The 21,034-nt window shown below is 73.2% G+C and carries 17 protein-coding genes; 8 read left to right on the top strand and 9 right to left on the bottom strand.

Annotation, left to right across the window (positions count from 1 at the left end; translation table 11 throughout):
- Positions 1-6: 6 nt before the first annotated feature.
- The 3 genes from ACFY29_RS19795 to ACFY29_RS19785 form a co-directional block, all read right to left on the bottom strand.
- Positions 7-882 (bottom strand): HAD-IB family hydrolase, encoded by an 876-nt coding sequence (locus tag ACFY29_RS19795; RefSeq protein ID WP_328420767.1) that lies wholly within the window; start codon positions 880-882, stop codon positions 7-9.
- Positions 883-1,025: 143 nt separating this feature from the next.
- Entirely contained in the window at positions 1,026-1,901 is an 876-nt protein-coding gene (locus ACFY29_RS19790; protein ID WP_386988027.1) for a DUF5667 domain-containing protein, read from the bottom strand.
- A 289-nt stretch (positions 1,902-2,190) separates the two neighbouring features.
- Positions 2,191-3,141, bottom strand: a complete 951-nt coding sequence (locus tag ACFY29_RS19785) for an ECF subfamily RNA polymerase sigma factor, BldN family (protein ID WP_328420763.1) — start codon at positions 3,139-3,141, stop codon at positions 2,191-2,193.
- A gap of 585 nt (positions 3,142-3,726) precedes the next feature.
- Between ACFY29_RS19785 and ACFY29_RS19780 the strand changes: the two genes are divergently transcribed.
- From ACFY29_RS19780 to ACFY29_RS19770, 3 genes are read left to right on the top strand one after another with little or no spacing between them, the layout of a single operon-like run.
- A complete protein-coding gene (locus tag ACFY29_RS19780) occupies positions 3,727-5,340 on the top strand; it encodes an AMP-binding protein (RefSeq protein WP_386988025.1) in 1,614 nt (537 codons plus the stop codon).
- Positions 5,330-5,584, top strand: coding sequence for a glutaredoxin family protein (locus tag ACFY29_RS19775; RefSeq protein WP_328420759.1), 255 nt, complete (start codon positions 5,330-5,332; stop codon positions 5,582-5,584). The genes ACFY29_RS19780 and ACFY29_RS19775 overlap by 11 nt, the downstream gene beginning before the upstream one ends.
- Positions 5,585-5,604: 20 nt before the next feature.
- The gene (locus tag ACFY29_RS19770; protein ID WP_386988022.1) at positions 5,605-6,267 is read left to right on the top strand and encodes an HAD family hydrolase; all 663 of its coding nucleotides are present in this window, start codon (positions 5,605-5,607) and stop codon (positions 6,265-6,267) included.
- On the opposite strand, the gene ACFY29_RS19765 is transcribed toward ACFY29_RS19770, so the two are convergent.
- Together ACFY29_RS19765 and ACFY29_RS19760 are read right to left on the bottom strand one after the other, a co-directional pair.
- Complete coding sequence (locus ACFY29_RS19765; RefSeq protein ID WP_328420755.1) at positions 6,248-6,901, bottom strand: response regulator transcription factor; 654 nt, start codon at positions 6,899-6,901, stop codon at positions 6,248-6,250. The genes ACFY29_RS19770 and ACFY29_RS19765 overlap by 20 nt on opposite strands.
- A 49-nt stretch (positions 6,902-6,950) precedes the next feature.
- Entirely contained in the window at positions 6,951-8,249 is a 1,299-nt protein-coding gene (locus ACFY29_RS19760; protein ID WP_328420753.1) for a sensor histidine kinase, read from the bottom strand.
- Between the two features lie 448 nt (positions 8,250-8,697).
- Here ACFY29_RS19760 and ACFY29_RS19755 point away from each other — a divergent pair, with 448 nt between their 5' ends.
- Genes ACFY29_RS19755 through hemB form a run of 5 tightly spaced genes read left to right on the top strand, consistent with a single transcriptional unit; the run spans position 8,698 to position 14,408 of the window.
- On the top strand, positions 8,698-9,468 hold the full coding sequence (locus tag ACFY29_RS19755; RefSeq protein ID WP_328420751.1) for a redox-sensing transcriptional repressor Rex: 771 nt from the start codon (positions 8,698-8,700) through the stop codon (positions 9,466-9,468).
- Positions 9,465-10,862 (top strand): glutamyl-tRNA reductase, encoded by a 1,398-nt coding sequence (locus ACFY29_RS19750; RefSeq protein WP_328420749.1) that lies wholly within the window; start codon positions 9,465-9,467, stop codon positions 10,860-10,862. Before ACFY29_RS19755 ends, ACFY29_RS19750 begins: the two co-directional genes overlap by 4 nt.
- Positions 10,859-11,827: a hydroxymethylbilane synthase gene (hemC, locus tag ACFY29_RS19745; RefSeq protein WP_328420747.1), complete on the top strand. Its 969-nt coding sequence runs from the start codon at positions 10,859-10,861 to the stop codon at positions 11,825-11,827. The genes ACFY29_RS19750 and hemC overlap by 4 nt, the downstream gene beginning before the upstream one ends.
- Positions 11,824-13,404 (top strand): uroporphyrinogen-III synthase, encoded by a 1,581-nt coding sequence (locus tag ACFY29_RS19740; protein WP_328420745.1) that lies wholly within the window; start codon positions 11,824-11,826, stop codon positions 13,402-13,404. The genes hemC and ACFY29_RS19740 overlap by 4 nt, the downstream gene beginning before the upstream one ends.
- Before the next feature lie 20 nt (positions 13,405-13,424).
- Positions 13,425-14,408, top strand: coding sequence for a porphobilinogen synthase (hemB, locus tag ACFY29_RS19735; protein ID WP_355601535.1), 984 nt, complete (start codon positions 13,425-13,427; stop codon positions 14,406-14,408).
- Here hemB and ACFY29_RS19730 read toward each other — a convergent pair.
- From ACFY29_RS19730 to ACFY29_RS19715, 4 genes are all read right to left on the bottom strand, one after another.
- Positions 14,359-15,897: a DHA2 family efflux MFS transporter permease subunit gene (locus ACFY29_RS19730; protein WP_386988016.1), complete on the bottom strand. Its 1,539-nt coding sequence runs from the start codon at positions 15,895-15,897 to the stop codon at positions 14,359-14,361. The genes hemB and ACFY29_RS19730 overlap by 50 nt on opposite strands.
- Positions 15,898-16,025: 128 nt before the next feature.
- Positions 16,026-16,955, bottom strand: a complete 930-nt coding sequence (locus ACFY29_RS19725; protein ID WP_386988013.1) for a hypothetical protein — start codon at positions 16,953-16,955, stop codon at positions 16,026-16,028.
- A 17-nt stretch (positions 16,956-16,972) separates the two neighbouring features.
- The gene (locus ACFY29_RS19720; protein ID WP_386988010.1) at positions 16,973-17,542 is read right to left on the bottom strand and encodes an RNA polymerase sigma factor; all 570 of its coding nucleotides are present in this window, start codon (positions 17,540-17,542) and stop codon (positions 16,973-16,975) included.
- A gap of 142 nt (positions 17,543-17,684) precedes the next feature.
- A complete protein-coding gene (locus tag ACFY29_RS19715) occupies positions 17,685-20,963 on the bottom strand; it encodes a lamin tail domain-containing protein (protein ID WP_386988007.1) in 3,279 nt (1,092 codons plus the stop codon).
- Positions 20,964-21,034 lie beyond the last annotated feature (71 nt).

Genomic DNA, 21,034 nt, shown 5'->3' with positions numbered 1-21,034 from the left:
GCGGCGTCAGCCGGTGCGACGGCGGCGCTGCAGCGCCAGGCCGGCGGTCACCGCCCCGGCGACCAGGCCGGCCGCCGCGGTCGACGGTACGGCGATCTTGACCGCCCGGCGGCCGGTGCGGAAGTCCCGCACCTCCCAGCCGTGCTGCCGGGCCTGCCGCAGCAGGGTGCCGTCCGGGTTGACCGCCACCGCCCGGCCCACGGCGGAGAGCAGCGGCAGGTCGTTTGCCGAGTCGCTGTACGCCGAGCAGAGACTCAGGTCCAACCCCTCCACGGCGGCGAGCTGGGTGACCGCCTCGGCCTTCGCCGGCCCGTGCATCAGGTCGCCCACCAGCCGTCCGGTGTACGCCCCGTCCAGCACCTCGGCCACCGTGCCGATCGCGCCGGTCAGGCCGAGCCGAGCGGCGATCACGCGGCCGATCTCCACCGGGGCGGCGCTGACCAACCAGACCCGCTGACCGGCGTCCAGGTGGCCCTGGGCGAGCCGGTGGGTGCCGGCCCAGATCCGGGGAGCCATCAGCTCGTCGAAGATCTCCTCCGTGAGGCGCTCCACGTCGTCCACCCGCCAGCCCTCGACGAAGGCCAACGCGGCCTCCTTGGCCTGGGACATGTCACCGGCGTGCTCCCGGGCGAGCAGCCGGAACCGGAGCTGCTGCCAGGCGAACCGGGCCAGGTCGGCGGTGGTGAAGTAGTTCCGGGAGGCGAGCCCGCGCGCGAACCAGTAGATCGACGCGCCCTGCATCATCGTGTTGTCCACGTCGAAGAAGGCCGCGGCGGTCGGGTCCGGTGCGGGTCCGGTCGCCGGAGCCAGCTCGGTCTCCACCCAACCGGCGGTATGACCATGGGCGTCGGTGCTGACCGTCACCTTGCGGCTACGCGCCACGCGACTCCCTTCCTCGCCGGATGCCTCCAGCGAGGGTAGCCGGCGTGCCTGGTCGAACGGCTGGGCACACAGCGAACTGTGCCGTGGCCCGCAGGACCTGCGGTATAGGGGAGTGGCCGGGGGCGGGTGGGCGCCGACTGGGGTCAGCGGGTGCCGGGGCAGGCGGTCGGGACAGGGCCGAGGGCATCACTGCCGGTCGGCGCCGGCAGGCCGCAGCCGATCGCCGCGCGCAGCCCGTCCGAGCGCTCCCGGACGCTGTCCAGCAGCTCCAGCGACCGCCGCGTCCGCTCCCGGTCGGCCCGGGTGGCCCCGTCGACCAGGTTGCCCACCGCCCGGCGCTGGCCGTTGACGAAGGTGTTGACGGTGTCCAGGCTCGCCGGCTCGGCCCGCTGCACCGCCGCGGCGGTGAGCAGGCGGACACCCTGCCGGGTGTCGGCGTCCATGTCGTCGAGGACCGCGCTGTAACCGATCCGGTCACCGCGTAGCTCGGCGGCCTCGCCGAGCCGGGTCCGGGCGAAGTCCAGGAAGAGCTGGCCACGGCTGATGTCCGAGCTGGCCAGGGCGAGTTGGGCGCGCTCGGTCGAGCGCTTCATGCCGTACAGCGCGTCGCCGGGGACCGCGTTCTCGCTGGCGGCCGAGATGCCGGAGACGGCGATGGCGCCAGCGGCGATGCCGATCAGGATTGCGCCGCGGGCGCGGGCCCGACGGGCGGTCACCGCCGGCAGCAGCGAGCCACGGGTGGCGGCGGCGGGACGCGTGGCGGCCGGTTCGACAGCCGCCGGGGTGCCCAGCCCTTCCCGTTCGGCGGTGGCGAGCAGCATCGCCCGCAGGCCGGTGCGGAAGTCGGGGTTCACCTCGACCGCCGGAGGGTCGACGCTGAGCCGTTGGCCCACTGCGACGAGCGGCGCGAGCTGGCCGTCGGCCCGGGACCGGACATGGTGTCGCCGGCCGCCGTTGGCCTCGTCGAGAAGCTGCGCGAAGCGCTCGGCGCGCCGGCGGGAGAAGAGGATGTTGTCCACCGCAGGCACCTCCTCTCGCTGGTCACGGCCGGTCGGCCGCCGTCGTTGCCAGCGACCGGGCGGCAGTGTGACACCACGGAGGTGGGGCCCCGTCCGGTATGCCGGTCGGGCCCCGGTGACCCGGGCCTGCCGGGGCAACCACCGGTCGCACCCGGAGAAACGCGGCGGACCGGGCACGGGTTACGGGCCTCGTGGGGCGGAAATCACCGAATGTGATCGTTATCACCAGTTGGGACCGACTTGAGCTGCCCGGACATCGATCGATGCCCATCGGCCCCGCGGAAGGAAGCTATGGCTGGAAACCGTCAGGCAGGAGTCGGGCCAGCGCGCGGACCGCCCGGTACTGGAGGGCCTTGATGGCACCCTCGTTCTTGCCCATGGCACGGGCCGTCTCGGCGACCGAGAAGCCCTGGAGGAAGCGGAGCACGATGCACTCCTGCTGCTCCGGGTTGAGCTGCTTCACGGCGGTGAGCAGGGCGACGTTGGTGATGTGCTCGACCACCGCCGCCTCCGGGCTGCCCTCCGGGCCCCGGTCCTCCCGATCGGCGTCGAGCACGTCGCCGGTGGTGACCTCCAGCCGGTACCGGCCGGACTTGAAGTGGTCCGCGACCAGGTTGCGGGCGATGGTCACCAGCCAGGCGCCGAGGTCGCGGCCCTGCCAGGTGAAGCTGCCGATCCGCTTGAGCGCCCGCAGGAAGGTGTCCGAGGTGAGGTCCTCGGCGAGCTGGCGATTGCCGACCCGGAAGTAGACGAACCGGAACACGGTGTCCACGTACCGGTCGTAGATCAGACCGAACGCCTCGGACTCACCGGCCTGAGCCCGTTCGACCAGCGTCCAGACCTCGGTGGCGGGGTCGGACGGGTCCGGTCGGCTCGGAAAGCCGGTCGGGGTGGTGGTGGCCGGCACCGCCGGGATCACCGCCGTCTCGCCCGCCGACGGATCGGTGGTCGCCGTCGGCGTGTCGCCGACCCGTCGGCCCTGGACCGGCATGGTCGGACGGGCCGGCACAGCGACCCGACCGCCGGCCGGTTTCGCGTTCCCACCGGGCACCGCCGGTCGTGGCGGCGGCTCGTTGTGGTGTGGCCGGTTGCGGATCCGCTTCGCCGTTCCGTCACCCCGCACGGCGGTGCCGTGTGGATCGTCCAGCGGCGCGCGGGCCGCCGGCCGCTCGTTGACGTGGGAGCGTGCCGCCGAACCGGTCAGGCCGACCGGGCGTTCCGCGTAACCGAAGGTGGTCACCGCGACGCCCCCGTCCCGTCGGTCACCGGACGGGCCGGTTTGCGGGTCGTTGGTGCGGACCGACCGGGCTTCCGGTCGGGCAGGACGGTTCCGGGGTGTGCCGACGGGCGGCAGTTCCCCTTGAGGTGCTGGTCCAATGCGCTCACAGGCACGGGGGCCTCCTCGGGCTGAGGGGTGTCGACTCACGGCAAATGGGGTGAGCCGACCCGAGTGATGATAGGGCCAACGTCACCCGCGCGTGGCAAGTCCGTTACACAGGGCGGAAGTATTTCCTTCTCCGTCGCACCGTCGGCGGACCGGTTGTCCGTCGTGTGCGATTGACTTTGGACCGGCTCGATGATCCAGGGTGGATCCCCTGGTCGGGGTGCGTCGTCCGTTCGGCTGACCCGCCCCGACGGGTGGTCGGTGCGGGCCCGACCGAACCGCTGGCGGAAGGGTCATCCGTCCCATCGGCGGGACCTGATCGGGTCGCTGGCGGCATCGTGGCTGGTCCCACCTACGGGACTCGCGCGGCACGGTTGTCCGGCCGCTGGCCCGACCGTCGGGCGTGGCCTGTCGCCGTCCGCTGTGCCAGACTCGGTCACCGTGCAGGACGCAGCGGAAAACCCCGCGCCGAACCTCGCCGACCGGGTCCGCCGGGCGGCTCTCGACCACGGTGACCGGGCCGCGCTGCACTGGCGCGACTGGACGCTCAGTTGGTCCGAACTGGATGCCTCGGTGGACGCCGCCGCGCACGGCCTGGCCACCGCCGCGCCGCCCACCGACCCGGACGGTACGCCGCCCCGCGTCGCGATCGCCCTGCCCAACAGCCCTGACTTCGTGATCGGCTGGCTCGGAGCCCTGCGCGCCGGGCTGATCGCGGTGCCGGTCAACCCCGGCTTCACGGCACCGGAGCTGCGGCACGTGCTGGCCGACTCCGGCGCGTCGGTGCTGATCGGCACCGACCGGGTCCGGGGCCTGGTCGCCGAGGTGGCCGCCGAACTGCCCGCGCTCACCGCCGTGCACGGCGCGCCGCCACCGCCGGCCGCCGACGCACCCGAGCAGCCGCGCCCGCACCGGGGCGGTGACGACCTGGCAGTACTGCTCTACACCTCCGGCACCGAGGGCCGGCCCAAGGGCGCGATGCTCTCGCACCGCGCGCTGCTGGCCAACCACGAGCAGGTCGACCGGATCGAGCCGCCGGTGGTCGGTCCGGGCGACACCGTGCTGCTGGCTCTGCCGCTGTTCCACGCGTACGGGCTCAACTCGGGGCTCGGCGCGGTCGTCCACCATGGCGCGACCGGCGTGCTGCTCGACGAGCTGGGGCCGACAGTGGGGCTGGACGAGATCGCCCGGCACCGGGTCAGCGTGCTGGTCGGCGTACCGTCGATGTTCCTGGCGTGGGCCGGCGCGGACGAGGTCCGCGCGGCGACCGCGTCGGTGCGGGTGGCGGTCTGCGGCGCGGCGCCGTTGGAGCCAGCGGTCTCGGCGCGCTTCGCCGAGGTGAGCGGTCATTCGGTGCACGTCGGGTACGGCCTCACCGAGACCGCGCCCGTGCTCACCTCCACCCTGGTCGGCGGGGTCGCCAAGGTCGGCTCGATCGGTCGGCCGCTGCCCGGTGTGCGGCTGCGCCTGATCGGCGCGGACGGGGCGGACCTGTGGCGCGACGGCCTGGCCGTCCCCGACGATGACCCCGATGAGCTGGACATCTCCGACGTGGCGCCGGGCACCGACCCGGGGCAGATCGTGGTGTCCGGCCCCAATCTCTTCTCCGGCTACTGGCCGGACGGTCGGGGCGGCCCGGACGCCGACGGCTGGTGGGGCACCGGCGACATCGCGTACGCCGACGAGGACGGTGACCTCTTCCTGGTCGACCGGCTCGGCGAGCTGATCCTGGTCAACGGGTTCAACGTCTATCCGCACGAGGTGGAGGTGGTGCTCGCCGGGCACCCCGGGGTGGCCGAGTCGGCGGTACTGGGTGTGCCGCACCCGCGGACCGGCGAGACTGTGCGGGCGTATGTGGTGCCGGCGCCGGGACGGCCGGTGACCAGCGAGGAGTTGCTCGCCCACTGCGCACGGAACCTGGCCCGGTTCAAGTGCCCGACCGCGGTCGAGTTCGTCGACGCCCTGCCGCACTCGGCGATCGGCAAGGTACGCAAGACCCAGCTCCGGCCGGCGACGCCGGCCGACGCCCGCACGGAGGTAACCGATGTCCACTGACGCCCGGCTCGCCCTGATCACCCGGCCCGGGTGTCATCTGTGCGACGACGCCAAGGCGGCGCTCGACCGGGTGGTGGCGGTGACCGGGGACAAGTGGGTCGAGTGGGACGTGAGCGGTGACCAGGAGCTGGAGCGGGAGTACGGGGACCGGCTGCCGGTGGTGATGCTCGACGGCAAGGAGCATGGCTACTGGCGGGTGGAGGAGGAGCGGCTGCTGCGGGACCTGACCACGCCGCAGCTCTGAGGAGTGCCTATGGTGCTCTGATGACCTCTGCGCACCCCCACCTGGTGTGGGACTGGAACGGCACTCTGCTCAACGACCTCAGCCTGGTGGTGGCCGCCACCAATGCGGTCTTCGCCAGTGTGGGCGGGCCGGCGGTCACCTCCGAGGAACACCGGGTGCGGTTTCGCCGGCCGATCGCCGAGTACTACGCCGAGGTGCTCGGCCAGGCCGTGGACGACGACGAGTTCGGCCGGCTGGACCGGATCTTCCACGACGCGTACCGCAGTGGGTTGACCACCTGCGAGCTGGCTGCCGACGCGCGGACCGCGATGGCCTCCTGGACGGGCAGCCAGAGTCTGCTCTCCATGTGGTTCCACGAGGAGTTGGTCCCGACCGTGCACACCTACGGGCTGACCAGCCACTTCGCCCGGGTGGACGGGTTGCGGGCCACGGTCGGTGGAGGCCGCAAGGCCGAGTCGCTCCAGCAGCACCTGGCCGAGCTGGGCGTGGACGGCACCTCGGTGGTGCTGATCGGCGACTCCATCGACGACGCGGACGCGGCGCTCGCGGTGGGTGGCCGAGCGGTGCTCTACACCGGCGGGTTCACCGACCGGGCACGGCTGCAGGCCTCCGGTCACCCGGTGGCCGACACCCTCACCGACGCCGTGACCCTGGCCTGGGAGGTCAGTTCCGCAGGTAGGTGAGGACGGCCAGCACCCGCCGGTGCTGCTCGGTGTCCGGCGGAAGCGTGAGCTTGGTGAAGATGTTGCGCACGTGCTTCTCCACCGCGCCGTCGCTCACCACCAGGGCGCGGGCGATGGCGGTGTTCGAGCGCCCCTCGGCCATCAGGGCGAGCACCTCGCGCTCGCGTGGGGTCAGCTCGCGCAGCGGGTCGTCCCGACGCCGTCGGGCGAACAGCTGGCCGACCACCTCCGGGTCGAGCACGGTGCCGCCGGCCGCCACCCGGCGCAGCGCGTCCAGGAACTCGTCGATCGCGGCCACCCGGTCCTTGAGCAGGTAGCCGATCCCGCCGCCGGCACCGCCCGTGGTGGCCAGCAGGTCGTCGGCGTACGAGACCTCGACGTACTGGGACAACACCAGGATCGGGGTACGCGGCACCAGCCGACGCGCCTCCACGGCCGCCCGCAGCCCCTCGTCGGTGTGCGACGGGGGCATCCGGACGTCGACGATCGACACGTCCGGCTGGTGCTCCACCACCGCCGCGACCAGCGCGTCGCCATCACCGACGGCTGCCACCACCTGGTGCCCGCTCTCGGTCAGCAGCCGCACCAGCCCTTCGCGGAGCAGGACGGCGTCGTCGGCGATCACAATGCGCATGGCTGTGTTGTCTACCATGTCCGGCCTGTCGTGCGGGCTCGGAGCGGGCTCACAGCGGCAGCTCCGCGCGGAGCTCGGTGGGCCCGCCGGTGGGGCTGACCACGGCCAACTCGCCGCCGGCCGCCCGGACCCGGTCGGCGATGCCGACCAGCCCGTGCCCCTTGGCCAGGTGCGCGCCACCCTGCCCGTCGTCGCCCACCTGCACCAGGAGTCGGGTGCCCTGCCGGGACACGGCGACCAGGGCTTCGGTGGCCCGACTGTGCTTGGCGATGTTGGTCAGCGCCTCGGCCACCATGAAGTACGCGGTGTTCTCCACCGCCGGGTCGAGTCGCCCACCCGGCGTGCCGAGTTGCGGGTCCACCTGGAGGTCGATCGGGATCAGCCCTCGGCCGGCGAGCGCTGCCAGGGCGCTGGGCAGGCCCCGGTCGACCAGGATCGGCGGGGCGATGCCCCGGGACAGTGCCCGCAGCTCGGCCAGCGTGTCCCGGGTCTGGGTGACTGCCTCGTCGATGGTCCGGCCGGCCGCCTCCGGGTCGGAGGCGAGTTGCAGCCGTGCCCGGCTGAGGTCCATCGCCAGCCGGACCAGACGCTGCTGGGGGCCGTCGTGGATGTCGCGCTCCAGCCGGCGCAGCGCGGACGCCTCGGCGGAGACGGCGGCCCGCTTCTGCTCCTCCAGCACGGTGATCCGGTCCCGCATCTCGGCCACCCCGGTCAGCATGGCCCGGGCGAAGGTGGCCTGGAGCAGCGCGCAGCCCCGGACCACGATCGGCAGAGTGATCAGGAAGAACACCCCGACCGCGGTGGTCAGCCCGATCCGGGCGGTGGTCGAGTCGCCGAGGCCGAGCAGTTGGGCAGGGTCGCTGTCGCCGTCGCTGCGCGGCAGCGCCCAGTCGTACGCCCAGTAGAGCGAACCGGCGGCCGCCGCGGCCCACCAGACCAGCGCCACCACGAAGGTGATCACCGCCACGATCAGCCGCAGGATGCCGTGCGCCAGATCGAGCCAGGACTGGGCGTCCCGCATCGGCACGAAGATCCGCCGCCAGGCGTTCGCCCCCGCCTCCGCCAGCCGGTAGTGCGGCCGGATCCGGGGCTGCCGGAGCACGGCGGGCAGCCGCAGCCGCTCGATGTCGGCCAGCCCGCGGGCGGCGTACAGGGTGCCGCTGAGGATCGGCAGACCGATCACTGTGACCACCAGCCCGACGCCGACCGCGAGGCCCACGACGAGGACGACGAAGCTGGCCAGGGCCAGGGGCAGGCCGAGCAGTACGTACCCGGAGTCGACGAAGAGCTGGCGGGGGATGCTCGGTGCCAGCGTCGGTTGGTCGCTGGTGGCGGCAACGGCGGTCATGCCCCAAAGGCTAGGCACCCGCGGTCGGCCAACCCATCCCGAAACCCCGCCTCTCCCTCGTAGTGCTGCCCCTACCCCAACCCCCTTCGACGCCGCGATCTTGCACCGGTGGTCGCCGATTCGCGCGGTATGGGCCTGATGCGGGGCGGAAACTGCAAGATCGCGGGGGTGGGTGCGGCGGCGCGGGATTGGTCAGAGAAGTCGGGATTGAGCAATAATCGCCTCGGGCGGTAGGGGTGCGGGGCCGCTGGATCGATCTTGCCGAAAGGAGGTGCTGGTGGAGTCGCGTCACGGAGCGACAAGATCGCGATTTGTGCACGTCTTCACAAGCGCCTACTCTCTAGTTCCGACGCGCCCTGCTAGCACAGCCGGCAATCTCGGTCGCCAGCGGGAGTCCATAAGCGGCCGACCAGCGGAGTTGGCCGAGGAACGCACCGCACGGAGTCTCATGAGTCAGCATCGTCACCCAGGCGCGTCCGGCCGCGCCGGTGCCGTACCGGTGCTCCCGGACCTACCCGAGGCCACCGTCGCTCGGCTCCCGGAGTACCTGCGCGCGCTGCACAACCTCGCCGACGCCGGGCACGAGACGGTCTCCAGCGAGGGCCTCTCCGCCGCCGCCGGGGTCAACTCCGCCAAGCTCCGCAAGGACCTCTCACACCTCGGCTCGTACGGCACCCGGGGCGTCGGCTACGACGTCGCGCTGCTGATCGAGCAGATCGAGTACGTGCTCGGGCTCACCCAACGCCGGGCGGTCGCCCTGGTCGGCGTGGGTAATCTCGGTCACGCTCTGGCCGGCTACGACGGCTTCGCCGGCCGGGGCTTCCGGATCGCCGCGCTGCTCGACGCCGACCCCTCCCGGGTGGGTGAAGAGATCAACGGCCTGGTTGTACGGCATGTCGACGAGCTTCCGGCGGTCGCCGAGGCCGAATCCATCGCGATCGGCGTGATCGCCACCCCGGCCGCCGCGGCCCAGCGGGTCGCCGATCAGCTGGTCGCGGTCGGCGTGACGAGCATCCTCAACTTCGCACCGTGCGTACTCTCGGTTCCGGAGGGGGTCGACGTGCGCAAGGTCGACCTCGCCATCGAGCTGCAGATTCTGTCCTTCCACGAGCACCGCAAGGCGTCGCTCACGGCGCTGCCCGCCACCGGCGGGTCCGGCCTGACCGCCCTGCCCGGCGGGCTCGCGGCCACCGACACCCAGGAGGCGATCGGCACGTGAAACTGCTCGTCGTCGGCGCGTCCTACCGGACCGCCCCGGTCGCCACGCTGGAGCAGCTGGCTGTGCCCCCCGCCGACCTCACCCGCACCCTGGACCGCCTGGTCGCCCAGCCGTACGTCACCGAGGCCGTGCTCGTCTCCACCTGCAACCGGGTAGAGGTCTACGCCGCCGTGTCCGGTTTCCACGGCGGGCTCGGCGACATCTGCGCCGTCCTGGCCGAGCAGGCCGACTGCACGCCGACGGCGCTCGCGAGTCACCTCTACGTGCACTACGACGCCGCCGCCGTGGACCACGTCTTCCGAGTCGCCAGCGGGCTGGACTCGATGGTGGTCGGCGAGGCGCAGATCCTCGGCCAGCTGCGCGACGCGTACCACTGGGCCACCGGAGCCGACTCGGCCGGCCGCCTGCTGCACGAGCTGATGCAGCAGGCGCTGCGGGTCGGCAAGCGGGCCCACTCCGAGACCGGCATCGACCGGGCCGGCCAGAGCGTCGTCACCGCCGCGCTGGAGCTGGCCGCCGGGCACCTCCAGGGCGACCTCGTCGCCCGCCCGGCCCTGGTGGTCGGGGCCGGCGCGATGGGCTCGCTCGGGGTGGCCACGCTGTCCCGGCTGGGCGCCGGGCCACTCACCGTCACCAACCGGGGCGCCGACCGGGCCGTCCGGCTGGCCGAGTCGTACGGGGCGAACGCCGCGCCGATGACCGAGCTGGCCGACACCCTCTCCACAGTGGACATCGTAGTGGCCGCCACCGCGTCCACCGAACCGGTTCTCACCCGAGCGGTGGTCGGTGCGGCGCTCGCCGAGCGGGACCCGTCCCGAGGGCCGCTGGTCCTGCTCGACCTGGCCGTCCCGCGCGACGTCGAGGAGGGCGTCACCGAGCTGTCCGGCGTCGAAGTGATCGACATCGACCGGATGGCGGCGCTGCTCGCCGACGGTCCGGCCGCTGCGGACGCCGCCGCCGTCGAGCGGATCGTGCTCGGCGAGGTGGAGAGCTTCCTCACCTGGCTGCGCGGCGCCGACGTGGCACCCACCGTGGCCGCGCTGCGCGGTCGGGCCGACGACGTGGTCACCGCCGAGCTGCGCCGGCTGGCCCAGCGCCGCCCCGACCTCGGCGACGACCTGCGGGCCGAGGTGGCCCGGACGGTGCACCGGGTGGTGCAGCGGCTGCTGCACCAGCCCACCGTCAAGGTCCGCCAGTTGGCCGCGGAGCCCGGCGGCGACCAGTACGCGGCGCTGCTGCGCGAGCTGTTCGACCTCCAGGTGCCGCAGACCTCGCCGGTGGACACCGTCCCCGACGTGGTGGCCCCCGACCTCGGCGCGGCGTTCACCGGCATCGACCCGATGCTCGGTGCGGACGTCACCGACCCGACTCCACCCACCGGAGGTGCGCGATGACCGCCCCCCTGCGCCTCGGCACCCGCGGCAGCGCTCTGGCGATGGCCCAGTCCGGCCAGGTCGCCGAGGCGCTGACCGCCGCCACCGGCCGCCAGGTCGAACTGGTTGAGGTGGTCACCGCCGGCGACCGCTCCAACGCGCCGGTGCACCGGCTCGGCGTCGGGGTGTTCGTCTCCGCGCTGCGCGACGCGCTGGCCGCCCGGACCATCGACTTCGCGGTGCACTCCTACAAGGATCTGCCCACCGCAGCCGCTGGCGGACTGCACATCGCGGCGGTGCCGACCCGGCAGGACCCGCGCGACGCGCTGGTCGCCCGGGACGGCCGGACGCTCACCGAGCTGCCGCCCGGTGCCACCGTGGGCACCGGAGCGCTGCGCCGCATCGCCCAGCTGCACGCGCTCGGCCTGCAGCTGGAGGTCACCCCGATCCGCGGCAACGTGGACACCCGCCTGTCGCGGGCGCTCGGCCCGGAGGCCGACCTGGACGCCGTCGTACTGGCCCGGGCCGGGCTCGCCCGGCTCGGCCGGGCCGACGTGATCACCGAGACGCTGGACCCGATGCTGATGCTGCCCGCGCCCGCTCAGGGCGCGCTGGCCGTGGAGTGCCGGGTCGACGACCAGGACCTGGTCGAGCTGCTTGCGGTGCTTGACCACGCACCGTCGCACGCCGCGGTCACCGCGGAGCGCGCGTTGCTGGCCACCCTGGAGGCCGGGTGCAGCGCACCCGTCGCCGCCTATGCCGAACTCGCCGAAGGCGACGCCGGCGATGAGATCTACCTGCGCGGGGCGGTGATCAGCCCGGACGGCACTCGTGACCTCCGGCTGTCCCGCACCGGAACGCCCGCCGACGCGGCGGAGATCGGTAAGGCACTCGCCGCCGAACTCCTCGAGCTCGGCGCCGACTCGATCCTCGGCCACGAAGGACGCACCGGCCCGGGGACCCAGCAATTTGGGAGCACAGAATGACCCGCACCCGTAAGCCCGTCGGCCGTATCGCGTTCGTCGGGGCTGGCCCCGGCGACCCGGGCCTGCTGACCCGTCGGGCGCACGACGCCCTGGTCGACGCCGATCAGGTGATCTACGACCGGGGAGTCCCGGAGTCGTTGCTCGCCGTCGTCCGCGCCGAGGCCAGGGACGACGCCGAGTTCACCCCGGCCGAAGGCGTGCCAGGGGATGTCGCGAAGGTGCTGATCTCCGCGGCCCGGTCCGGGTTGAACGCGGTGCACCTGGTCGCCGGCGACCCCTTCGGCCACGACTCGGTGGTCAAGGAGGTGCAGGCGGTGGCCCGTACCGCCGCCCACTTCGAGGTGGTGCCCGGCGTCGGCCAGGCCGAGGGCGTCGCCACCTACGCGGGTGTCCCGCTGCCGGGCGTGCGTACCGCCGCCGACGTCGAGGACGTCAGCGTGCTGGACTTCGAGGCGCTGGCCGCGGCCGTCGGCCGGGGTTCGCTCGCGCTCGCGGTGGACGCCGGTGACCTCGCCGCCGTCCGGGATGGGCTGCTGTCCGCCGGGGTCGACGGCACCACCGGCGTCGGGGTGACCGGCGACGGCACCGGCGAGACCCAGTACACGACCACGTCGACCGTGGACAGCTTCGTGGCCGCCGCGCTCGGCTTCACCGGCCGGGTGGTGCTCACCGTCGGCGCCGGGGTGGGGCAGCGCGACAAGCTGAGCTGGTGGGAGAACCGCCCGCTGTACGGCTGGAAGGTGCTGGTCCCGCGGACCAAGGAGCAGGCCGGCGTGATGAGTGCCCGGCTGCGCGCGTACGGGGCGATCCCGTGCGAGGTGCCGACCATCGCGGTCGAGCCGCCGCGCACCCCGGCGCAGATGGAGCGGGCGGTCAAGGGCCTGGTCGACGGCCGGTACGCCTGGGTGATCTTCACCTCGGTGAACGCGGTCCGCGCGGTCTGGGAGAAGTTCGCCGAGCACGGGCTGGACGCCCGGCACTTCGGCGGCGTCAAGATCGCCTGCATCGGTGAGGCGACGGCGGACGCGGTCCGCGCGTTCGGCATCCAGCCGGAGCTGATCCCCGCCGGGGAGCAGTCCTCCGAAGGGCTGCTGGCCGAGTTCTCGCCGCACGACGAGATCCTCGACCCGGTGGGCCGGGTGCTGCTGCCGCGCGCCGACATCGCCACCGAGACGCTCGCCGCCGGGCTCACCGAGCGCGGCTGGGAGGTCGACGACGTGACCGCGTACCGGACGGTGCGGGCTGCGCCGCCGCCCGCCGAGATCCGGGACGCGATCAAGTCGGGCGGGTTCGACGCGGTGCTCTTCACCTCGTCCTCCACCGTGCGGAACCTGGTCGGTATCGCCGGGAAGCCGCACGCGCGTACCGTTGTAGCCGTAATTGGGCCCAAGACGGCGGAGACCGCGACGGAGTTCGGCCTGCGGGTCGACGTCCAGCCGCCGCACGCCTCGGTGCCCGACCTGGTGGAGGCGCTCGCCGCCTACGCCGTCGAGCTGCGCGAGAAGCTCGCCGCCATGCCGGCCAAGCAGCGTCGCGGCTCGAAGGTGCAGGGGCCGACCGCGTTGCGCTTCCGGTAGTCGTCCGAGGAGGACCTCCCATGCCGTATCCCGAGATCCGGCCCCGCCGGCTGCGCCGCACCCCGGCGGTGCGGCGGCTGGTGTCCGAGACGCAGGTCGACCCGGCCCAGCTGGTCGTGCCGATGTTCGTCAAGGAGGGGCTGACCGAGCCGCGGGCCATCGCGTCGCTCCCGGGGGTGCTCCAGCACTCCCGGGACTCGCTGCGCAAGGCGGCGGTCGAGGCGGTCCAGGCCGGTGTCGGCGGGATCATGCTCTTCGGGGTGCCGGCCCAGCGGGACCCGTCCGGGTCCGGCGGTATCGACCCGAACGGCATCCTGAACGTCGCCATCCGTGACGTCGTGGCCGAGGTTGGCGACGCCACGGTGGTGATGAGCGACCTGTGCCTGGACGAGTTCACCTCGCACGGGCACTGCGGTCTGCTCACCCCGAGCGGCGACGTGGACAACGACGCCACGCTGGAGGCGTACGCCGAGATGGCGGTGGCCCAGGCCGCCGCCGGGGTCCACGTGGTCGGGCCGTCCGGGATGATGGACGGCCAGGTCGGCGTGGTCCGCCGGGCGCTCGACGCGGCCGGGCACCAGGATGTGGCCGTGCTGGCCTACGCCGTGAAGTACGCCTCGGCCTTCTACGGCCCGTTCCGGGACGCGGTGGAGTCGGCGCTGGAGGGCGACCGGCGTACCTACCAGCAGGACCCGGCCAACCTGCGCGAGTCGCTGCGTGAGGTGGCGTTGGACGTCGCCGAGGGCGCCGACATGGTGATGGTCAAGCCGGCGCTGCCCTACCTCGACGTGGTGTCGGCGGTGCGGGCCGCGGTGGACGTCCCGGTCGCCGCCTACCAGGTGTCCGGCGAGTACGCGATGGTCGAGGCGGCCGCCGCGAACGGCTGGATCGACCGGGAGCGGGTGATGCTGGAGACGCTCACCTCGATCCGGCGGGCCGGCGCGCAGATCATCCTCACCTACTGGGCGGTCGAGGCCGCCGGTCTGCTCCGCCAGCGGTACTGACCGGTTCGTTCACCGCCACCTCGGGTTCCGCCGGGGCGGCGCCTGCCTCCGCGCTGGGCGGGGCGGCCGGAAGTCGCCGGCTGGTCAGCCAGGCGAGCGCCAGCAGCACGGCGGACACCGCCAGCGCGAGCCGAGTGGCCTGCGCCAGCTCCGGTGCGAAACCGGCACGGGTGAGCGGGTCGAGCCGGGTGGCGGCCGCTATGCCCCCGCCGCCCAGGCCCGACGCGAATCGATCGGCCATCCAGGACAGGGCTGCGGCGATCAGCGCTGTGCCGACGGCGACCGAGGTGTGCGACACCGTGGTGAGCAGCGTGGAGCCGGACGGCAGGTCGTCGGGCGGCAGCGAACGGCTGGCCGCGGTCATCGTCGGCATCAGCGTCGCGCCCATACCCAGGCCGATGACCGCGCCCAGCGCGGCGAGCAGCGGGTACGACGTGTCCGCGTCGAGCACCAGCACTCGGGCGATCGTGCCCGCCAGCGCGGTCGCGATGCCGAGCCCGACCACCCGCCGCGCGGAGACCCGGTCGACCAGCCGGGTGGCCACCTGAAGCATCAACCCGGTGGTCAGCGCCTGCGGGATGCCGATCACACCGGCCAGGGTGGCCGAGTCCCCGCGTACCACCTGCACGTACGCCGGGATGATCAGGAACGAGCCGAAGTACCCGGCGGCGAAGAACGCCACCGTCGCGGCGCCACCGGCCATCCCGGGCGCGCGCAGCACGGCCAGGCGCAGCAGTGGCTGCCGCACCCTGCCCGCCCGCCAGGCGAAGGCGGCCACCAGGGCGGCACCGAGCGTGAGCGGCAGCAGCACGGACGCGGTGACGACTCCGCCCCGGTCGCCGGTGACGCTGAGCCCGAACACGGCCAACGCCAGGCCGGGGCAGAGCAGCAGCAGCCCGACGACGTCCAGCCGGACCGGTGGTCGTCGCGGGTCGGCGGCCGGCAGCACCGACCGGCCGAGCAGCACCGCCAGCAGCCCCACCGGCAGGTTGATCCAGAAGATCCACCGCCAGGACGCGTGGTCGAGCAGCAGCCCACCGAGCACCGGCCCGATCAGCGGCCCGACCAGGACCGGCAGACCGAGCAGGCTCATCATCCGGCCGCGCCGGTGCGGAGGCACCGCAGCCAGCGCGACCGCCATCCCGACCGGGTTGAGCAGTCCACCACCCAGCCCCTGGAGGACCCGGAACGCGATCAGCGACCCGACGTCCCAGGCGGCCCCGGCCAGCACCGAGCCCAGGGTGAACAGCAGTAGCGCGGTCAGGTAGGTGCGGCGGGCACCGAAGCGCCCGATCGCCCAGGCCGCGATGGGCATCACCGCGACCAGGGCGAGCGCGTAGCCGCTGGTGACCCACCCGATCGTGGTCAGGTTCGTGTCCAGGTCGTCGACCAGCTTCGGCAGAGCCACCACCGTGACGGTGGTGTCGATCACCGCGAGCAGACCGCCCAGGGTCAGGTACCAGCCGAGCCGGCGAGCGGAAGCGTCCACGTCGGCGGCCTCACGGCCGGGCCCGGCGGGCCTCGGCCCACCAGGACAGCTCGTTCAGCGTTGTCATGCCGCAGACGCTAGGACTTGAACCAATGATGAAGTCAACGGTTGCGGGAGAGTGCCGACGGTCAGGGCAACTGCCCCAACCGGTCGACGACGGCGATCCGGGTGACGGCGGTACTCGTGTAGAGCGACTCCTTGCCGTCCCGTACCAGAACGTCGCGGGTGCCGAGGTAGGCGTGGGTCTCCCGGTCGAAGATCAGGTCGATGTGTGCGCCGATCACGCCCGGAGTCCGCAGCGCCACCCCCCGCCGGCCGGCGGCGTCCCGCACCTCGCCGGGCATCACCCTGGCCCCCGGCACCTGGGTCATCGCCTGGAACAGCGCGCCGAGCGACTGCGGCGGCAGGTGGCCCTGGAGCATCCAGCTCCCCTGGGTGAAGGGTAGCTGGGGATCGTTCCTGATCGCCTCCAGGTCGGCGCCGGCGGGCAGCGGTACGGGAAACGGCTGGTCCCGCAGGTATCGGACCATCTGCACCGGGTCGGTCGGCAGATCCTGGTAGTAGCCGGGTGGCGGAGCCAGGTGCGAGACGTCGTCGGTCCGCCACTGCTCCGGGTGGCTCTCCGGCCGCCGCCGCTGCTGCCAGGTCGAGCTGTCGCCGACCGGCACCCAGCGCTGGAGCCGCTCCTCGATGTACGGCCCGGCAGCCGGCAACTCCCGCTGGGTGAGTCGCAGTTCGACGAAGAGGAACTGGCCCGGGTGCGCCACCAGGTCCGGCTGCTGCCGAGCCGTCACCGCGGCCTCGGTCAGGATCTCGGCCGCGCTCGCCGTCGGTGGAGCGTCGCCCAACGTCTGGGCCATCAGCCCACCGACGGTCAGCAGGGCGACCAGCCCACCGACGCCGGCCAGGCGCCAGCCCGGCGCGCGCCACCGTACGCCCCGGCGCGTCGTGCGGACGGCGGTCGGGGCCGCGCCGGCGGCCCGGGTGGTGACGTGTTCCTTCAACTCGGCGAGAAGTCGTTCCTCGAAGTTGCCCTGTGGCGATCCGGTGTGGGTCATGGTGATCTTCCCTCCGATCAGACGAGCGCGGATTCGGAATGCGCGAGCGCGAGGCGTACCGCCCGGCGGGCCCGGTGCACACGGACCCGGGCGGCGACCGGGGACATCCCGAGCGCGGCGGCCGCGTCCGCCATGGACAGGCCGTCGACGGCGACCAGCTCCAGTAGGGCGCGGGTGCGCTCCGGTAGGCCGCCGAGGGCCTGATAGGTGCGGCGGGCCAGCGACTCCGCGTCGATGCGCTCCTCGATTCGGGCGACGTCGTCGGCATCCAGCAGCCGTCGTCCCGCGGCGCGGCCGCTGGCCCGCAGGTGTCGGGTCACCCGGCGGTGTTCGGCCGCGATGACGTTGCGGGCCACGCCGAAGAGCCAGGCCAGCTCGCTGCCCCGCTCCGGCCGGTAACCCGCCGCGGAGTCGATCACCGCCAGGAACACCTCGGCGGTGAGGTCCGCCGCGGTGTGTGGATCGTCGACCCGGCGGGCGACGAACCGGCCGATCGTCTCGACGTGCCGGCGGTAGAACTCCTCGAACGCCGCCGGGTCCGTACCGATGGCGGCGAGATCGTCCCCGCCCGGGCTTGGGTCACTCACAGGCCGTCCTCTCGTTGGCCGTCGTTGCACCCCTTCATTGGCTCGGCGGGGGCGCCACGTTACATCCGCGAGCGGTACGGAAACGGCCCGCCGCCCCGGGCAGGTACCCGGGGCGGCGGGCCGTCGTCGGCCTGATCCAGGATCAGTCGTCGTTGGTGATGGTGCCGACCGCCAGCGGGTCGCTCAGTCGCAACCCGGGCACGCCCGCCACCAGCAGCGTCAGCTTCTCGTCCGACTCCCGCTTCCGGTCACCGCGCACGGTCACCGGGAGGGTCAGCGAGGTCTGCCCGGCGGCCAGGGTCCGGCAGCCGACGTACGGGTCGAAGTCCGAGCCGACCTGCGCCGTGAGACCAACGGTGGCGGCGCAGAGCAGCACCGGCTGGGACAGCGGCCGGGACACGGTGGCGGTGAAGGCGAGCTGCCGAGTGCCCTGGTTGCCCTCGACCACCGTCGCGTCGGCGACGGTCAGCGACGCCCGGGACCGGAATCGGGCCACCTGCGGGTCGTGGTCGCTGGAACCGCGCGACCCGTCGCCGGTGAACTCCGCAGGCCAGTCGGCGTTGATGTGCGCCGCCCGCACCTGCACCAGGTCGCCGTAGAGCGCGTCGTTGACGAACAGGTGGTCGAGCGTCTGCGCCTGCCCCTCGAAGCTGTACGAGTAGGCGGAGGCCGGCACGTCCGCGACCAGGTTGTCCCACAGGTTGTGCAGGCCCGCCTGGTAGAGCGGGGCGAGCTGGTCCGACGGGGTGGGCTGGCTGCCGGTGGCGATCGGGTCGTCCGGGCGGGGGAAGACGTTCAGGTCCCCGCCGTAGACCACCCGAGCGTTCTGGTCGGCCGCCTCGATCGCGGTGACGATCGCCGCGCCGTACGCCGCCTGCTCCCGACGCTGCCCGATCCGGCTGTCCGGGCCGGACGAGTAGTGGTTGCTGAGCGCGTACAGGGTGTACCGCTCGGACGAACCGGGCGTCGCGGCCACGCTGAACTTGCCCAGCTGGGGAGCACGGGTGAAGACGTTGTTGCCGTCCCGGCCGGTGGACGTGTCCACGTCGGACGGCAGCACCGCGTTGAGTGCCTTCGGGTTCTGCACGTCGGCGTTGGCTGGCAGCCCCGGGGCGCGGTACTGGACGGTCGGCGCGGAGCCCAGCAGCGGGTCGCCCGCCGTCGCGGCCGCCAGCGACAACCGGTCGGTGCGGTACAGGAACGCGGCGGTGATACCGCGGGCGTCCGCGCCGGTCCGGTCATAGGCGGCGGCGTACGCCGGCCCGCCGGCAGCCGCCACCGCGACCGCCAGCTCCTGGATGCTGTCCGGCGCGCCATCGGCGTTGTTCGTGTCACCGCAGGCCAGCGCCGCCCCGGACACCGTGCAGATGTCCTGGTCCTCGGCCTCCTGCACCAGGATCAGGTCCGGCGCGTGCAGGTCTTTGACGATCTGGTCGGCGAGTGCCGTGAGGTGCTCGCGGTAGTCCGCCTCGCTGCTCGGCACGTAGTCGAACGGCGGGTCGACGCCCGGGCAGCCGGCGTTACCGGTGAAGTCGCAGCCGTCGAACGGGTCGTCCCGGTAGTCGTACAGGTTCTCCACGTTGTAGGTGGCGACCGCCACCTCCTGCGACCGGTCGGCCGGCGTGGGCGGGTTGTTCTTCGACGGGTCGGCCCCGGCGTCGAACTCCGCCCGCTCGACCTGGACGCCGTACTTCTCGAACGAGTAGTAGACCCCGCCCACCGCGTCCGCGCGCAGCGTGTCGAAGGTGTGTGCCGGCGGGAGCAGCGCGGTGCTGTCCCCGGCGGTGGCCTTCACGCCCATGCTGCCGAGCAGCACCCGTTGGCCGTTGCCGTCGTCGAAGCGGCGGGTCGGGTCGTTGTCCAGCGGGTGGGAGTCCCGGAACACCCGCCGGGCGTACGGGTCGGCGCGGTCCAGCAGCGGGTCGTCCCGGTCGACCACCCACAGCTCCGCGTCGGCGGTGGAGGCGAAGACGTCCCGGCCGCTCACCGCGCCGCTGCCCGCCCGCACCCGCAGCCGGGTGCCCTCCTGTCGCTCCCAGTAGCGCTGCGCGTCGGTCAGTTCGACCGGCGGCGCCGCGTCGGCCACCGCGACTGCGGTGCCCACGTCCAGGCCGGAGGCGATCCGGCGGACCAGCGAGGCGCCGGAGAGCTGGGTGAGGTTGAAGTACTCCGACACTCGGGCGCGGAGCACCACCTCGTCGCCGACCGTCGGGACGTAACCGCCGATCAGCGAGGTGAACGTCCCCATGAACACGAAGATGCCGTCGGAGCTGGTCGGGTCGCCGTCAGTGTCGCCGGTGCGGCTCTGCAGGAAGAACCCGTGCTGCTCCGCCCCGGCCGAGGTGCGGGCCAGGGTCAACTGGGTGATCACGCCGCGTACGTCGTACAGCGTGCTGCTGGTGCCGTTGCCGCTCGCCGGTGCGAGCGGCGACCGGTCGGTCGCGCCGGACTCGGCGTCGGTGGTGGTGCCCTGCACCTCGCCGACGGTCAGCTCCCGGGTCACCTGCACGACCAGGGCGCAGCTGGCGGAGCCGCCGCCCGCGTCGGTCGCGGTGACGGTGACGGTGTACGCCCCGGCGGCGAGGTCGGCGCTCGCACCGATCGTGGCGCGGGCGGTGCCGCCCAGCCCGTCGGCCGGGGTGAGCGCGGTGCGGGCGATCGAGCCGGTGGCCGGGGTCGGGCTGACCTGGGTCACCGCCAGGTCGACGATCGTGTCGTCGGGGTCGGTGGCGGTCACCTCGCGGGTCGCCGCCGTGCCCGCAGCGGTGACCAGCGGCCCGCCGCAGGTCAGCGTGGCCGGCGTGTCGACCGGCCCACCACCGTCCACGGTGTGCGTGCCGAGCCCGTCGAAGGTGTCGACCGGGAAGCCGGCCCACTGCGCCGCGGGGTCGAACGCGTCCGACGGGTCCGTGTCGCCGGCGGTCACCGTGGGCAGCCGACGCAGCGTGTTGTCCGCGGTGCTGGTGGCCCCCGCGCCCCACTCGGTGCCCGGGTCCACGCCCACCTGGCCGATCGAGTCGAGCACAGTGGTGCCCCGGCGCAGCACGAGCGCGTCGTCGCCGTTGAACAGGCTCGCCCCGGTGGTCTGGTCGGCCTGGGCGATGATCGCGGGGCCGGCCGAGGCGCTGGCGAACACGAACGCGTCGCCGGCGGCCACCGTCCCGGTGAGCGCGATGGTGGTGGCCGTGCTGGAGCCGTTGAAGAAGAGCTGAAGCTGGTAGCCGCCGGCGGTGAGGTCGACGGCGGCGTCGGTGCCGTTGAACAACTCGATCGCCTTGTTGTTCGACGAACCTTCGACGTACTCCGAGATGAACAGGTCGGTGGGCGCGGCGCTTGCCGCGGTGGGTGCGACGCCGACTGCCGTGATGGTCACGGCGGCGGTGGCGGTCGCGAGCGCGGCGATTGTGCGGCGCGGGCGCATAGGGCCTCCACGATGGGTGGACGAGTCAACGCACGTTAAGGTGCGCAGCTGTTCACCGTCCATCCCCCATT

The sequence above is a fragment of the Micromonospora sp. NPDC000668 genome, from assembly GCF_042897975.1.
Classification (GTDB): Bacteria; Actinomycetota; Actinomycetes; order Mycobacteriales; family Micromonosporaceae; genus Micromonospora.
This window is presented reverse-complemented; position numbering and strand designations above follow the sequence as displayed.

Coding starts and splice junctions, on each gene's coding strand:
- ACFY29_RS19775 (WP_328420759.1), top strand. CDS start 5,330: ATGTCCACTGACGCCCGGCTCGCCCTGATCACCCGGCCCGGGTGTCAT.
- ACFY29_RS19770 (WP_386988022.1), top strand. CDS start 5,605: ATGACCTCTGCGCACCCCCACCTGGTGTGGGACTGGAACGGCACTCTG.
- ACFY29_RS19765 (WP_328420755.1), bottom strand. CDS start 6,901: ATGCGCATTGTGATCGCCGACGACGCCGTCCTGCTCCGCGAAGGGCTG.
- ACFY29_RS19760 (WP_328420753.1), bottom strand. CDS start 8,249: ATGACCGCCGTTGCCGCCACCAGCGACCAACCGACGCTGGCACCGAGC.
- ACFY29_RS19755 (WP_328420751.1), top strand. CDS start 8,698: ATGAGTCAGCATCGTCACCCAGGCGCGTCCGGCCGCGCCGGTGCCGTA.
- hemC (WP_328420747.1), top strand. CDS start 10,859: ATGACCGCCCCCCTGCGCCTCGGCACCCGCGGCAGCGCTCTGGCGATG.
- ACFY29_RS19740 (WP_328420745.1), top strand. CDS start 11,824: ATGACCCGCACCCGTAAGCCCGTCGGCCGTATCGCGTTCGTCGGGGCT.
- hemB (WP_355601535.1), top strand. CDS start 13,425: ATGCCGTATCCCGAGATCCGGCCCCGCCGGCTGCGCCGCACCCCGGCG.
- ACFY29_RS19725 (WP_386988013.1), bottom strand. CDS start 16,955: ATGACCCACACCGGATCGCCACAGGGCAACTTCGAGGAACGACTTCTC.
- ACFY29_RS19715 (WP_386988007.1), bottom strand. CDS start 20,963: ATGCGCCCGCGCCGCACAATCGCCGCGCTCGCGACCGCCACCGCCGCC.